The organism is Microbacterium sp. AISO3 (assembly GCF_002204305.1).
Lineage (GTDB): Bacteria > Actinomycetota > Actinomycetes > Actinomycetales > Microbacteriaceae > Microbacterium > Microbacterium arborescens.
Genome location: NZ_NHRF01000006.1, coordinates 218,083 through 231,509 on the forward strand (window position 1 = coordinate 218,083; position 13,427 = coordinate 231,509).

Annotated in this window: 13 protein-coding genes; 8 read left to right on the forward strand and 5 right to left on the reverse strand. The window is 70.6% G+C overall.

Annotated elements, in window-relative coordinates:
- Positions 1–7 precede the first annotated feature (7 nt).
- The 6 genes from CBF90_RS10975 to CBF90_RS11000 all read left to right on the forward strand — a co-directional run bounded on the left by CBF90_RS10975 (position 8) and on the right by CBF90_RS11000 (position 8,964).
- Positions 8–1,366, forward strand: a complete 1,359-nt coding sequence (locus tag CBF90_RS10975; RefSeq protein ID WP_023955746.1) for an extracellular solute-binding protein — start codon at positions 8–10, stop codon at positions 1,364–1,366.
- Positions 1,367–1,373: 7 nt separating this feature from the next.
- Positions 1,374–2,318 carry a carbohydrate ABC transporter permease gene (locus CBF90_RS10980; RefSeq protein WP_088380598.1) on the forward strand — a complete coding sequence of 315 codons (945 nt, stop codon included), beginning with the start codon at positions 1,374–1,376 and terminating at the stop codon, positions 2,316–2,318.
- 1 nt (position 2,319) lies between these two features.
- A complete protein-coding gene (locus CBF90_RS10985) occupies positions 2,320–3,171 on the forward strand; it encodes a carbohydrate ABC transporter permease (protein ID WP_064955547.1) in 852 nt (283 codons plus the stop codon).
- A gap of 26 nt (positions 3,172–3,197) precedes the next feature.
- Positions 3,198–6,227 (forward strand): glycoside hydrolase family 38 C-terminal domain-containing protein, encoded by a 3,030-nt coding sequence (locus CBF90_RS10990; RefSeq protein WP_088380599.1) that lies wholly within the window; start codon positions 3,198–3,200, stop codon positions 6,225–6,227.
- A 213-nt stretch (positions 6,228–6,440) separates the two neighbouring features.
- Positions 6,441–8,237, forward strand: a complete 1,797-nt coding sequence (locus CBF90_RS10995; protein WP_088380600.1) for a ribonucleoside triphosphate reductase — start codon at positions 6,441–6,443, stop codon at positions 8,235–8,237.
- Between the two features lies 1 nt (position 8,238).
- Positions 8,239–8,964 carry an anaerobic ribonucleoside-triphosphate reductase activating protein gene (locus CBF90_RS11000; RefSeq protein ID WP_088380601.1) on the forward strand — a complete coding sequence of 242 codons (726 nt, stop codon included), beginning with the start codon at positions 8,239–8,241 and terminating at the stop codon, positions 8,962–8,964.
- Positions 8,965–8,991: 27 nt separating this feature from the next.
- Here the strand turns inward: CBF90_RS11000 and CBF90_RS11005 are convergent, their stop codons facing one another.
- Genes CBF90_RS11005 through CBF90_RS11015 form a run of 3 tightly spaced genes read right to left on the reverse strand, consistent with a single transcriptional unit; the run spans position 8,992 to position 10,938 of the window.
- Positions 8,992–9,588 carry a CbiQ family ECF transporter T component gene (locus CBF90_RS11005; protein ID WP_071919155.1) on the reverse strand — a complete coding sequence of 199 codons (597 nt, stop codon included), beginning with the start codon at positions 9,586–9,588 and terminating at the stop codon, positions 8,992–8,994.
- Positions 9,589–9,613: 25 nt separating this feature from the next.
- A complete protein-coding gene (locus tag CBF90_RS11010) occupies positions 9,614–10,300 on the reverse strand; it encodes an energy-coupling factor ABC transporter ATP-binding protein (RefSeq protein ID WP_088380602.1) in 687 nt (228 codons plus the stop codon).
- Positions 10,297–10,938 (reverse strand): biotin transporter BioY, encoded by a 642-nt coding sequence (locus tag CBF90_RS11015; RefSeq protein ID WP_088380603.1) that lies wholly within the window; start codon positions 10,936–10,938, stop codon positions 10,297–10,299. The genes CBF90_RS11010 and CBF90_RS11015 overlap by 4 nt, the downstream gene beginning before the upstream one ends.
- A 51-nt stretch (positions 10,939–10,989) precedes the next feature.
- On the opposite strand from CBF90_RS11015, the gene CBF90_RS11020 reads away from it, so the two are divergent.
- Positions 10,990–11,649: a TetR family transcriptional regulator gene (locus tag CBF90_RS11020; protein WP_088380604.1), complete on the forward strand. Its 660-nt coding sequence runs from the start codon at positions 10,990–10,992 to the stop codon at positions 11,647–11,649.
- Here the strand turns inward: CBF90_RS11020 and CBF90_RS11025 are convergent.
- Positions 11,585–11,989 (reverse strand): DUF2809 domain-containing protein, encoded by a 405-nt coding sequence (locus CBF90_RS11025; protein ID WP_064955555.1) that lies wholly within the window; start codon positions 11,987–11,989, stop codon positions 11,585–11,587. The two genes, CBF90_RS11020 and CBF90_RS11025, sit on opposite strands and share 65 nt — an antisense overlap.
- Positions 11,986–12,876 carry an NUDIX domain-containing protein gene (locus tag CBF90_RS11030; RefSeq protein ID WP_088380605.1) on the reverse strand — a complete coding sequence of 297 codons (891 nt, stop codon included), beginning with the start codon at positions 12,874–12,876 and terminating at the stop codon, positions 11,986–11,988. The genes CBF90_RS11025 and CBF90_RS11030 overlap by 4 nt, the downstream gene beginning before the upstream one ends.
- 93 nt (positions 12,877–12,969) lie before the next feature.
- Between CBF90_RS11030 and CBF90_RS11035 the strand changes: the two genes are divergently transcribed.
- Positions 12,970–13,389 carry a GNAT family N-acetyltransferase gene (locus CBF90_RS11035; protein WP_023955768.1) on the forward strand — a complete coding sequence of 140 codons (420 nt, stop codon included), beginning with the start codon at positions 12,970–12,972 and terminating at the stop codon, positions 13,387–13,389.
- Positions 13,390–13,427 lie beyond the last annotated feature (38 nt).

Consider the following 13,427-nt stretch of genomic DNA (forward strand, 5'->3'; position numbering starts at 1 on the left):
TTCGACCATGAAGAGATCCACCACGACCGCGGCAGTCGTCGGAATCGCCGCGTTCTCACTCGCTCTCACGGGCTGTGGCAGCGGTGGCGGGGGCGGCGAGGCGTCGTCCGACACGATCCGGGTCGCCTACCAGAAGACCACCTCGTTCACGGCGATGGACGAGCTGATGAAAAAGGCGAAAGAGGAGTACGAGGCCGCGAACGAGGGGATGACCGTCGAGCTCGTGCCGATCGAGGCCGAGCAGGACCAGTACTTCACCAAGCTCGCCCTGATGAACGGGTCGGCGGGGACCGCCCCCGATGTCATCTACGAGGACACCTTCCAGATCCGGTCGGATGCCGCCGCCGGGTACTTGCAGCCCATCGACGACTACCTCGCCGACTGGGACCAGTGGGAGCAGTACGACGACGGCGCCAAGCAGGCCGGCCTCGGTGACGACGGCAAGACCTACGGCGTCTCACTCGGCACCGACACCCGCGGGCTCTACTTCAACAAGCAGCTCTTCGCCGCTGCGGGCCTGCCCGAGGACTGGGCGCCGGAGAGCTGGGACGACGTGCTCGAGGCCGCTCGCACCATCAAGGAGAGCAACCCCGACGTCATCCCGTTCAACATCTACGCCTCGCAGGCGCTGGGCGAGGCCACCTCGATGCAGGGCTTCGAGATGCTGCTCTACGGCACGGAGGACGAACTGCTCGACACCGACACGAACAAGTGGGTCACGGGGTCGGCCGGGTTCCTCGACGCACTCGAGTTCTACCAGACCGTCGCCGACGAGAAGCTCGGCCCCGACCCCGCTCAGGCGCTCGACGCCGGCTGGGGAACCAAGGTCAGCACCGAGCTCCTCCCCCAGGGCGGCATCGCGATCGCCCTCGACGGCTCGTGGCTGCCGAGCAACTGGATCGACGGCGAGAACGCCTGGCCGGAGTGGGAGCAGACGATGGGCTTCGCCGCGATGCCGACGCAGGACGGCGGCGGTGACGGCTTCACCTCGATGTCCGGGGGCTGGACGCTCGCGATGGGGTCCAACGCGAAGAACCCGCAGGCCGCGTTCGACTTCATCGCGCAGGCGCTGACGTTCGAGAACGCGCTGATGTACCACCAGGAGGCCGGGCAGATCGCGGTGCGCAAGGATGTCGCCGCCAGTCAGGAGTACCTCGACTACAACCCGTCGTTCGAGTTCTTCTCGTCGCTGGTGCCGTACACCCACTTCCGGCCGGCGACGCCCGACTACTCGCAGATCTCAGCGAACATCCCACGCGCGACCGAGTCGATCTTCACCGGTCAGGCAACCCCGCAGGATGCGCAGGCCGCGTACGACTCCGCTCTCGTCGGCATCGTCGGCGAGGAGAACACGCAGGCGGGCTGATCCAGCGATGACCGCGACCGCCACCGTCACCACCGGCGGGCGGCACCGTCCGGGCCGGGACATTACCTCCCGGTCCGGCCGGTCGGCCGGCCGTGCCGCCGCACGACTGCTCCCTCTCCTGCCCGCGGTGCTCCTGCTGCTGGCGTTCATGCTCGGGCCGATCGTCTATGCGCTGTACGGCTCGCTGACCGACCGCGCGATGACCGGCCCGCGCGCCGCGAACCCGCAGTTCATCGGGCTCGACAACTACACGGCCCTCTTCGCCTCGGGAGAGTTCTGGCTCTCTCTCGGGCTCACGGTCGTGTTCGTGCTCGCGTCCGCCGTGATCGGCCAGAACGTCCTCGGGATGCTGCTCGCCGTCCTCATCCGCAGCTCGGTGAAGCCCCTGCGCTCGATCGTCGGCGGTCTCGTGGTGCTCGCCTGGGTGCTGCCCGAGATCGTCGCAGCCTTCGCCCTGTACGCCTTCTTCCAGACCGACGGCACGCTCAACACGTTCCTCAGCTGGTTCGGCCTCGAGGGCACGAGCTGGCTGTACTACTTCCCGATGCTCGCGGTCATCCTCGCGAACATCTGGCGGGGCACCGCCTTCTCGATGATGGTCTACAACGCCGCGCTGTCCGAGGTGCCGCCGGAGCTGATCGAAGCGGCGACGATCGACGGCGCGGGAGCTTGGCAGCGGTTCATCCGCGTCACCCTCCCCGTCATCCGCCGCTCGATCTCGACCAACCTGCTGCTGACGACGCTGCAGACCCTCGGCGTCTTCACGCTCATCTGGGTCATGACCGGGGGCGGCCCGGGAACGCAGTCGTCGACGTTGCCGGTACTCGCGTTCCAAGAGGCGTTCAAGTTCGCCCAGGTGGGCTACGGCACCGCCATCGCGGTCGTGACGCTCCTGATCGGCGCGGTCTTCTCCGCCGTCTACATTCGCATCCTCAAACCGGAGGTCGACTGACATGGCCACCATCGCCACCTCCGTCTCGGCGCCGCGGAAGCGGGCCCAGACCGTGCTGTCGTCGGTCATCCTCGCCGCGATCGGCGTGCTCTTCCTCGTTCCGCTGCTGTGGATCGTGTTCGCCTCGTTCGACGGCGACGCGAAGGTCACGATGAAGGTGCCCGACACCTGGACGCTCGAGAACTACACGCAGGTGATGACGTGGGAGCTCACGTTCCAGCCCCTGCTGAACTCCATCCTCGTCTCGCTCGGAACCGCCGTCATCACCGTCGTCGTCGGCGTGCTGGCGGCCTACCCGCTCTCGCGCTACGCGATGCGGTTCCAGAAGACCTTCATGTACGCGATCCTCTTCGGTACCGGACTGCCGATCACCGCCATGATGGTGCCCGTCTACGCGCTGTTCGTCTCGTTCGGCCTCCTCGACTCGGTCTGGGGCGTCATCGTCTTCATGGCCGCGACATCCCTGCCGATGGCGATCTGGATGCTGAAGAACTTCATGGACTCCGTGCCGATCTCGCTCGAGGAGGCCGCCTGGGTCGACGGCGCCGGATCGATGCAGGCCCTCGCTCGCATCGTCATCCCGCTCATGCGCTCGGGCATCGGCGTCGTGTTCATCTTCGTCTTCACGACCGCGTGGGGAAACTTCTTCGTCCCCTTCGTCCTGCTGTTCACCTCGTCGAAGTTCCCGGCCGCGGTGTCGATCTTCAACTTCTTCGGGCAGTACGGCTCGATCGCCTACGGCCAGCTCGCCGCCTACTCGGTGCTCTACGCCGCACCGATGGTGGTGCTGTACGTCCTCGTCCAGCGCTTCTCCGGCGGGGCGTTCGCGCTCGCCGGCTCCGTCAAGGGCTGACCCGCTCCTCCCTCGAAAGGCCCCTCATGCACGACCGCTCCGCCCTCGCGCTGCTGCGCATCGACCGCTTCATGCGCGAGCGTCTCGCTCCGGCGATCCACCGCGCCTCGCATCCGCTCTCGGTCACCGCCTGGGACGCGCCGGGCGAACCGGTGGCCTTCGAGGAGGCACGCGCGGGCGAGTACCGCCCGATCGACGTCGGCCAGCCGTGGGGACGCCCGTGGGGGACGACCTGGTTCCGCGTCACGGGCGACGCGCCGGCCGACTGGTTCGACGACGGCCGGCCGATCCCGGGGACGCGGGCCGAGCTCGTCGTCGACCTCGGCTTCACGACCGGACAGGCGGGCTTCCAGTGCGAGGCGATGGTGTGGTCGGTCGACGGCCGGCCGCTGCGCGGTATCGCGCCGTTCAACAACGCGGCGGCCGAGGCGGTCTCGCCGGGCGGAGCGATCGACGTCTTCGTGGAGGGCGCCTCCAACCCCGACGTCGGGAGCATCTTCACCTTCGCGCCCACGCCGGTCGGCGACCGGGCGACGGCCGGAGAGGACCCCGTCTACGTGCTGCGAACGGTCGACGTGCGACTGCGCGACCTCGAGGTCACGGCTCTGCTGGCCGACACCTCGGCGCTTCGGGGACTCGCGGCGCAGCTCGACCCGGCGTCGGCCCGCCGTGCCGACATCCTTCTCGCCTTGGAGCGGATGATCGACGTCGTCGATCCGCACGACGTCGCGAGCACCGCGGCTGCGGGCCGTGCCGTGCTCGCTCCCGTTCTCGCGGCTCCGGCCTCGGCGAGCGCGCATACGCTGCACGCCGTGGGGCACGCCCACATCGACTCGGCGTGGCTGTGGCCGGTGCGTGAGACGGTGCGAAAGGTCGCGCGCACGTTCTCGAACGTCCTCTCGCTCATGGACGAGGACCCCGACTTCGCCTTCGCCGCGTCGTCGGCGCAGCAGTACGCGTGGGTGAAGGAGTTCTACCCCGACCTGTTCGAGCGCATCCGCGCGCGCGTCGCGGAGGGCCGGTTCGTGCCGGTGGGCAGCATGTGGGTCGAATCCGACACGAACCTGCCCGGCGCCGAGGCTCTGGCCCGGCAGTTCATCGCCGGCAAGGGGTTCTTCCAGCGCGAGTTCGGCATCGACACCCCCGAGGTGTGGCTTCCCGACTCGTTCGGCTACAGCGGCGCCCTCCCGCAGATCGCGAAAGCGGCGGGCGCGCGCTGGTTCCTCACGCAGAAGACCTCGTGGAACGAGACGAACCGGATGCCGCACCACACGTTCCGGTGGGAGGGCATCGACGGCACGCGGCTGTTCACCCACTTCCCGCCAGTCGACTCGTACAACTCGGTCGTCTCGGCGGCCGAGCTGGCACACGCCGAACGCAACTACGCCGACAAGGGACGCGGCACCGTCTCGCTGCTCCCGTACGGCTTCGGCGACGGCGGCGGCGGACCCACCCGCGAGATGACGGCGGCGATCTCCCGCACCACCTCGCTCGAGGGCTCACCCCGCGTCGTTCACTCGACGCCCCGGCGGTTCTTCGAGACCGCCGAGGCCGAGTACCCCGAGCCGGAGGTCTGGGTGGGCGAGCTGTACCTGGAGTTCCACCGCGGCACCTACACGAGCCAGCTCGCCACGAAGCAGGGCAACCGCCGCAGCGAGCATCTGCTGCGCGAGGCCGAGCTGTGGGCGACGACCGCGACCGTGCGCACCGGCGCGCCGTATCCCGCCGACAGGCTCGCCCGCGTATGGGAGACGGTTCTGCTGCAGCAGTTCCACGACATCCTGCCGGGCTCGTCGATCGCGTGGGTGTACCAGGACGCCGAGCGCAACTACGCCGCCGTCGCTCGCGAGCTCGAGGAGATCATCGGCGACGCGTTGACGGCTCTGGCGGGCGCGCCCGAGCCGGGAGAGGCCGCGCACGAGCTCCGGGTCAACGCGGCGCCGCATGCCCGCGGCGCGGTCGCGGCCCTGGGTGCCGCACCTGCGGCACCGGCATCTCGCGTGCGCCCCGAGCGCTCGCCCGAGGGCTGGGTGCTCGACAACGGCATCGTGCGCGTGGTGGTCGACGATCGTGGCCTGATCGTCTCGGCGGTGGATGTGGCGAGCGGCCGCGACAGCGTGCCGCCGGGCGCGGCATCCGCCCTGCTGCAGCTGCACCGAGACACCCCGACCCAGTGGGATGCCTGGGACGTCGACGTGCACTACCGGAACACCGTGACCGACCTCGTCGACCTCGACGCTCTCGAGGTCGACGGCGACGAGCTCGTCGTCACCCGGTCGTTCGGCTCGTCGCGGGTGGCCGAGCGCATCGGGCTCGAGGCCGGGTCGCGGACCGTGTCGCTCGGGTTCGAGCTCGACTGGCACGAGTCGCAGAAGCTGCTCAAGCTCGCGTTCCCCGTCGACGTGCACACCGACAGTGCGACGTCGGAGGTGCAGTTCGGTCACATCGAGCGGAAGACCCACACGAACACGTCGTGGGATGCCGCCCGCTTCGAGACCGTCGCGCAGCGGTGGGTGCGCGTGGGTGAGCCCGGCTTCGGTGTCGCGGTGGTGAACGACTCCACGTACGGACACGACATCACACGGGCCGAGCGCTCGGCCGGCGGCGGCACGATCTCGATCGTCCGCCTGTCGCTCATCCGCTCGGCACTGTTCCCCGATCCCACGCAGGATCAGGGCAGGTATGCGCTGCGGGTCGGCATGGTCGTGGGTGCGGACGTCGAGGATGCCGTCGTCGAGGGCTATCGGCTGAATCTGCCCGAGCGGGTGGTGACGGGAACCGCATCTGTGATCGAGCCGATCGTGACGGCGGCGGATCCGGGGGTCGTCGTCGAGGCGGTCAAGCTCGCCGAGGACGGTTCGGGCGACGTCGTCGTACGGCTGTACGAGGCACTCGGCCGTCGTGTCGACACGGCCGTACGGCCCGGTTTCGCTGCGCTCGCGGTGGTTCAGACCGATCTGCTCGAGCGCGAGGCCACGGCATCCGCCCTCGTCGACGACGCCGTCCCCCTCGCCCTGCGCCCGTTCGAGATCGTGACGCTCCGCTTCGCCCGCTGACGACGCGCACCCCGCGGCGAGTCGCCAGCTTCGGAGGATGTCGCAAACGTCGGACCGACGCGCACGATGAGTCCGATGTTCGCGACATCCTCCGCCGTTGACGCGGGCCCTGACGCGTATTTGTTCCGGCGCGCCACGCGCCCGCGGCACATCATGTAGTGGCTGAATCGAGGTCCGACCCCCATATCTGGGGAATCTCGTGAAGGGACTCACATGACCACGCGCTCCATCGTCGTCCGGACGACCGTCGACGAGTATCTGCAGAAGCACGACTGGCGCGTCAACGCGAACGCGAATCAGGGCTACAGCCTGGGCGGGCTCATCCTCAACGCCTCCGGCAAGCTCATCGCCAACTACTGGCTCGACGAGGTCTATGCGCCCGAGGCGGGCGCCGCGCACCGCGACGGCGACATCCACATCCACGATCTCGATGTCTTCGCCGGCTACTGCGCCGGGTGGTCGCTGCGACAGCTCCTCGAGCAGGGGTTCAACGGCGTGCCCGGCGCGATCTCGTCGGCTCCGCCGAAGCACTTCTCGAGCGCCCTCGGTCAGATCGTCAACTTCCTGGGCACCCTCCAGAACGAGTGGGCGGGTGCCCAGGCGTTCAGCTCGTTCGACACCTACCTCGCGCCCTTCGTGCGGCTCGACGGGCTCGACGAACCAGCCGTGCGCCAGGGCGTCCAAGAGCTCGTGTTCAACCTCAACGTGCCGTCGCGGTGGGGTACCCAGACCCCGTTCACCAACCTCACCTTCGACTGGACCTGCCCCGACGACCTCGCCGACGAGCGCCCGCTCGTGGCCGGTCGCCTCGCCGACTTCACGTACGGCGATCTCGCGCCCGAGATGGCGATGATCAACCGCGCCTTCCTGTCGGTCATGACGGAGGGCGACGCCGACGGCCGCGCGTTCACCTTTCCCATCCCGACGTACAACATCACGAAGGACTTCGACTGGGATGCGCCGGAGGTCGACGCGCTGTTCGGGATGACGGCGAAGTACGGCCTGCCCTACTTCCAGAACTTCGTGAACTCCGACCTCGACCCCGGAATGATCCGGTCGATGTGCTGCCGCCTGCAGCTCGACCTCACAGAGCTCCTCAAGCGCGGCAACGGTCTGTTCGGCTCGGCCGAGCAGACCGGTTCCATCGGCGTCGTCACCGTCAACTGCGCCCGGCTCGGGTTCGTGCACGCCGGCGACCGGGCCGGCCTGTACGCGCAGCTCGACCGACTGCTCGAGATCGCCCGTGACAGCCTCGAGGCCAAGCGCGCCGTCATCGGGCGCCACCTCGACGCCGGCCTCTACCCCTACAGCAGGCGGTACCTCGGCACCCTCGCGAACCACTTCTCCACGATCGGGGTCAACGGTCTCAACGAGGCGGTGCGCAACTTCACCGACGACGGGCACGACATCACCACCGAGGAGGGGATGCGGTTCGCCGCAGACCTGCTCGACCACGTGCGCGCGCGCATGGTGGAGTTCCAGGAGCAGACGGGGCACCTCTACAATCTCGAGGCAACCCCGGCCGAGTCGGCGACCTACCGCTTCGCCCGCGCCGACATCGCGCGTTTCGCGGGCATCCGTCACGCCGGCACGGCGGACAACCCGTACTACACGAACTCGTCGCAGCTGCCGGTGGCCTTCACCGACGATCCGTTCCTCGCGATGGAGCTGCAGGAGGGTCTGCAGCAGAAGTACACCGGCGGCACCGTGCTGCACCTGTACATGGGCGAGGCCGCCCCGACGGCCGAGGCGTGCAAGGCTCTCGTGCGCCGTTCGCTCGAGCGGTTCCGCATCCCGTACATCACGATCACGCCGACGTTCTCGATCTGCCCGCAGCACGGGTACCTGTCCGGCGACCACGCGTCATGTCCGCAGTGCCTGGCCGAATGCGAGGTGTGGACGCGGGTGATGGGCTACTTCCGCCCGGTCTCGTCGTTCAACATCGGCAAGCGCGGCGAGGCGGCCGAGCGGGTTTCGTTCTCGTACGACCGCGCCGCGCTGGTCGGGTGACGTGCCCGTCGTTGCGGGCCGCAGCGCAGCCGAGCTGCGCATCGCAGGGCTCTCGCGGTTCTCGACGGTCGATTGGCCCGGCCGCCTGGTGGCGACCGTGTTCCTCCAGGGATGCCCGTGGGACTGCCGCTACTGCCACAATCCCGATCTGATCGATCCGCGCGGGCGCGGCAGCACGCCGTGGGAGGCGGTCGCCGCCTTCCTCGGCGAGCGCCGCGGTCTGCTCGACGGGGTGGTCTTCTCGGGCGGTGAGCCGACGATGCAACGGGCCCTCCCCGACGCGGTCGCACGGACCCGCGGGCTCGGGTTCGACGTCGGGCTGCACACGGGCGGCGCCTACCCGCACATGCTCGATGCCGTGCTGCCGGCGCTGTCGTGGATCGGCCTCGATGTGAAAGCGGGAGCCGACGACTATGCCCGGGTGACGGGCCGGGGTCCGAGCGGACGCGCTGCGCTGCGCTCGCTCGACCTCGTGCTCGCCGCCCAGCGCGAGCGCGCCGCCTCGCGGCATCCGCTCGGCGTCGAGGTCCGCACGACGGTGCACCCCGACCTCATCGACGACACCCGACTCGGTGATCTCGGCGAGCTGCTGGCCGACCGCGGTGTGCGGCGGTGGGCGATCCAGCGGTTCCGCGCGACGGGCAGTCGCTGCCCCGAACCGGAATCGCCGCCGCTGCGGCTCGACCGCCTACCGCGGGAGAGGTTCGAACGGATCGAGGTGAGATGAGGCGTGGCAGCGTCATCACGGCGGGCCTCAGCGCACGCCCCGCGCGGTGAGGGCGTCGCCGAGCTCGTCGGCGTGCTTCAGCGCGAGCACGATGAACGCCAGCGCGGAGGAGCGGATGCCGCCTCTCGCGCCCCGGGCACGGTGCGCCTCGCTCACGTCGCGGGCGATCCGGGCGAGGTGCGGAACGGATCCGAGCGCGACGACGAGGAGGAGGGAGATGCGCTCGGGGTCGGCGCCGATCGCCCGAGTAGGACCGAGGGCACGCTCGAAGAGGTCGAGCAGCGCGACGACGGGGGTCGTCAGCGCCAGCAGCGCGGCGAGCAGGATCGCGGCCAGGATGCGCACGGTCCCGATGACGGCCGGCTCGATCCCGAGGAAGATGAGCTGACCGGCGAGCGCGACGATCGCGAGCCAGCGCAACGCCCAGATCTGTCGGACCAGCTCGCGCCAGCCTGTTCCGGGAACGGCGTAGCAGGCCAGGCACAGGCCCGCGGCAGCCATCGCGGTCGCCGGCGCTGCGGGAAGCAACGACACCGTCATCACCAGGCCGAGGATGAGCACGGTCTTCGGCCCCGTCGGGAGCCGCTGCCAGCCGCGCGCGCTCGGCCGGTAGAGCGTCAGCATCGCGTCGCGGCCGGGCCGGTCGACGTCATCGCCACGTCCTCGCGTACGCGTCGACGACCGAGGCCGCGTCTCCCACGGCGACGGCACGTCCCGCTGCGACGTGCACGCCGATCTCGCACCGTCGCGCGAGGTCGAGGTCGTGGGTCACGAGCAGCAGCCGGTGGCCGGCGTCGTCGAAGAGATGCCCCGCGATGAGGGCGGCGTTCCGCCCGTCGAGGAACGCGGTCGGCTCATCCGCGACGACGAGCTCGGGCTCGCGCACGAACGCTCCGCACAGCGCGAGCAGCTGCTTCTGCCCGCCCGACAGCTCGTGCGCGGGGTGGTCGCGAAGGCCGGTGAGGCCGAACCGTGCGAGCGCCCGGTCGACCCGCGCCGCACGGTCGGCGCGGGAGGCGCGATCGCCGCGAAGCGAGAAGGCGACGTCCTCGGCGACCGTGGGCATGACGATCTGCGCGTCCGGGTTGCTGAAGACGATCGCGACACGGCGCCGCAGCTCGACAGCATCCCGCACCGGGTCGCAGCCGAGCACCCGAACCTCTCCCGACGTCGGTCGCACGAGGCCGCCGAGGAGCCGCGCGAACGTCGACTTGCCCGATCCGTTGTCGCCGACCACCGCGATCGTGCGAGCGTCGAGGTCGAGCGTGAGGGGCTCCAGCACCTGCACATCGCCGAGTCGTACGGACGCGGCCTCGAGCCGGATGCTACCCGTCATGCCGAGGCGGAGCTCACGCTCGGCGCATCGGTCTCGACCCGGGCACTGCCACGCGGCGCCCACGTGCGCCGGAAGGCGCGGGGGTAGCCGCGCACGAGGGCCCCGACCACGAGCGTCGCGACGACGACCTTGACGATGTCGCCCGGCACGAAGGCGAGATTCGCCAGCGCGGCCTGCTCGACCGGCAGACGCAACACGAGGCTCTGGACCGGGATGCCGCACGCGTACACGACCAGCACACCGCCCACGAGGAGCCCGGCCGCGGTGCGCCACCACACGGGACGCCGGCCGCCGGCGTGGACGATGAGCCCGACCACCGCGGCGCCGACGAGCCAGCCGACGAGGTAGCCCGCCGTCGGACCGGCGAAGACCGCGATCCCGCCGCGGCCGCCCGCGAGGAGCGGCAGTCCGACGGCGACGAGAGCGAGGAACGTGCCGACCGAGGCCGCCCCGACGACAGGCCCGAGCACGGCACCCGCGAGCATCACGCCGAGGGTCTGCGCCGTGATCGGCACACCCCCGAACAGCGGGAACGACCCGGGCAGCCCGAGCACGGCGATCAGTGCCGCGAACACGGCGGCACGGGCGAGGTCGGTCGCATCGAGCGCGGCACGCGACGCAGGGATCGACGGGGTCATGATTCCTCCTGAACACCGTTCACGTGAACGGTGTTCAGGTAGAGTAGCCCCATGATCGCCGACGACTCAAACCGAGGGGGCCGAGCGACGCGACGCTCGCGGGACGACGTCGTCGACGCCGCTCTCGACCTGCTCGACCGCGTCGGGCTGCCCGACCTGTCGATGCGGCGTCTCGCCGATCATCTCGGCGTGCAGCCGAGCGCGCTGTACTGGCACGTCGAGAACAAGCAGCAGCTGCTCGCGGCCGTGAGCGCACGCATCCTCGGTCCGGTGAGCGCAGATCACGCCGACGGCGCGACCCTCGACGTCGCCGCGCGAGACGTCGCCGTGCGTCTGCACGACAGCCTGCTCGCCTACCGCGACGGCGCCGAGGTCGTCTCCAGCTCGCTCGCGCTCGGGCTCGTCGAGCCGCCCGCGCACGCACGGCTCCGCGCCGTCGCGCTCGAGCGCGGTGAGCCGGCCGCTCTCGCCGACACGATCGGCGACGCCATCACGCATTTCGTCGTCGGCTTCACCTTCCACCAGCAGCAGCGCCGCAGCGCCGACGCGTGGGGCGCGGCCTCCGGCGGCGTCGCCGCCTCACCCGAGCGCATCGCCGACGGCGACGACGGCGACGACGACGGCTTCACCGCGGCGCTCGATCTGATCATCGCGGGGGCGACGACGGTGCTCGCCGGCGGCGCCACACAGCATCCAGCACCCCGGCGATGACGATCGTCACGACGTACACGAGCAGGTCGCGCGCGTCGAAGACCGTCCCGAGCACCAGGACCGCCGGCGGGAAGACGGCGGCCGCCCGCGCGGGCAGATCGCTCAGCTGCAGCAGCTCGACCGCGATGCACCAGACGCCGGCGACCGCCGCGACGACGACGGTTGCGGCACGGGGTGCGACAGCGACGACGAGGACGTAGATCAACACGGCATACAGCGCGTCACCGGCGATGTCGGTCGCCGCGGTGTCGGGCAGGATGCCGTGGACGACGAGTCCCGCCGCGACGACCGCGACAGCCAGCGCGGCCGCACCCCAGCGCCGAGCGGCGGGGCCGGTCACAGGCGGTCGCGGAGCCACGACGTCGAGACCGCCCGGGCCCCCACCGCCTCGACGCGAGCGCGCAGCTCGCGGTCCGACGTCACGACGCTGACCCGCTCCCCCGCGGCCAGGGCGGCGGTGGTCGCCTGGACGATCGCATCGTCGCCGGAGGCCGGGGCGCGAGTGAGCTCGACCCCGGCGGGGGCGGCGACGTCGCGGGCCTGCCCTTCGACGACCGCCACCACGCGCGGGAACCAGATGTCCTCGGGAAGCTCCAGGCCCGCGGCATCCGTCCCCCGCTCGGCCAGCGCGGCCACCCGGGCGAGCAGCCGATCGGCGGCTCCGGCGCGGTCGCGCCACCAGCCGTCGGGGACCGAACCGACCACGTTCGCGACGTCCACGATGACGGTCGGACGCACCGAGAGCAGGCTGCGCAGCCGCGGCCAGGATGCCGCGAACCCGGGATGCAGCGGGAACGACTCGACCTCGTCGAGAGGAACCCACGCGAGCTCGCGGCTCTCGGGATCGCTGATGACCGGGTGGAAGGGCCTCGTGACGTCGGCCACGAGGGTGCCGTAGGTCCACACGCCGACATCGAGCACCGACAGGAACCGCGGCGCGACGGCATCCGCGGGAACGCCGGCCTCTTCGGCCGACTCGCGCAGCGCTCCCTCGCGCGCGGACTCCCCCGCGTGACGCGCACCGCCGGGAAGACCCCAGGTGTCGCCGAAGTGGCTCCACGACACCCGGTGCTGCAGCAGCACGCCGCGCTCCGGGTCGACGGCCAGCAGACCCGCGGCACCGAAGCGCCCCCAGTACCGCTCCCCCGACGGCGCGACGACCCAGGCGTCGCCGGGATCGCGCGGGCCGTGGGGCGGGCGCGGGGCGTCGGCGGGATCGTCGGTCATCCTCACAGCCTGACACAGCCGGGGTCCGCGGGCTCGTGATTGGCATCGTGTTACCAGCGGGGTCTCCTCGCCGCTGCGACGCACAATGGGGACGTGGAGTACGAGATCGATGATTCCCCCGCCCGCATCCAGCGCGACGTCGTCTGGCGCTGGCTCTCGTCCGAGGCCTATTGGGGCCGCTGGCGCGAACGCGCCGTGATCGAGGCACAGCTCGATACGGCCTGGCGTCTCGTCGGGGCCTACCGCGCCGACACCGGCGAACAGATCGGCTTCGCCCGTGCCGTTTCGGACGGCGCGAGCTTCGCCTACCTCGCCGACGTATTCGTCGTCGCCGAGCACCAGGGCGCCGGCGTCGCGCACCGGATCCTCCGGCGCATGATCGACGAAGGCCCGGGCCACGACTTCCGCTGGACGCTCTTCACGCGCGACGCGCACACCCTCTACGCCGAGTTCGGTTTCGAGACGCCCGACGAGACCGCGATGGTCCGCCGTGCGTCCCCCGCCAAGCGCTGAGCCCGCTCCCCGCAGCACCGCCAAGCGCCTCACCTGGC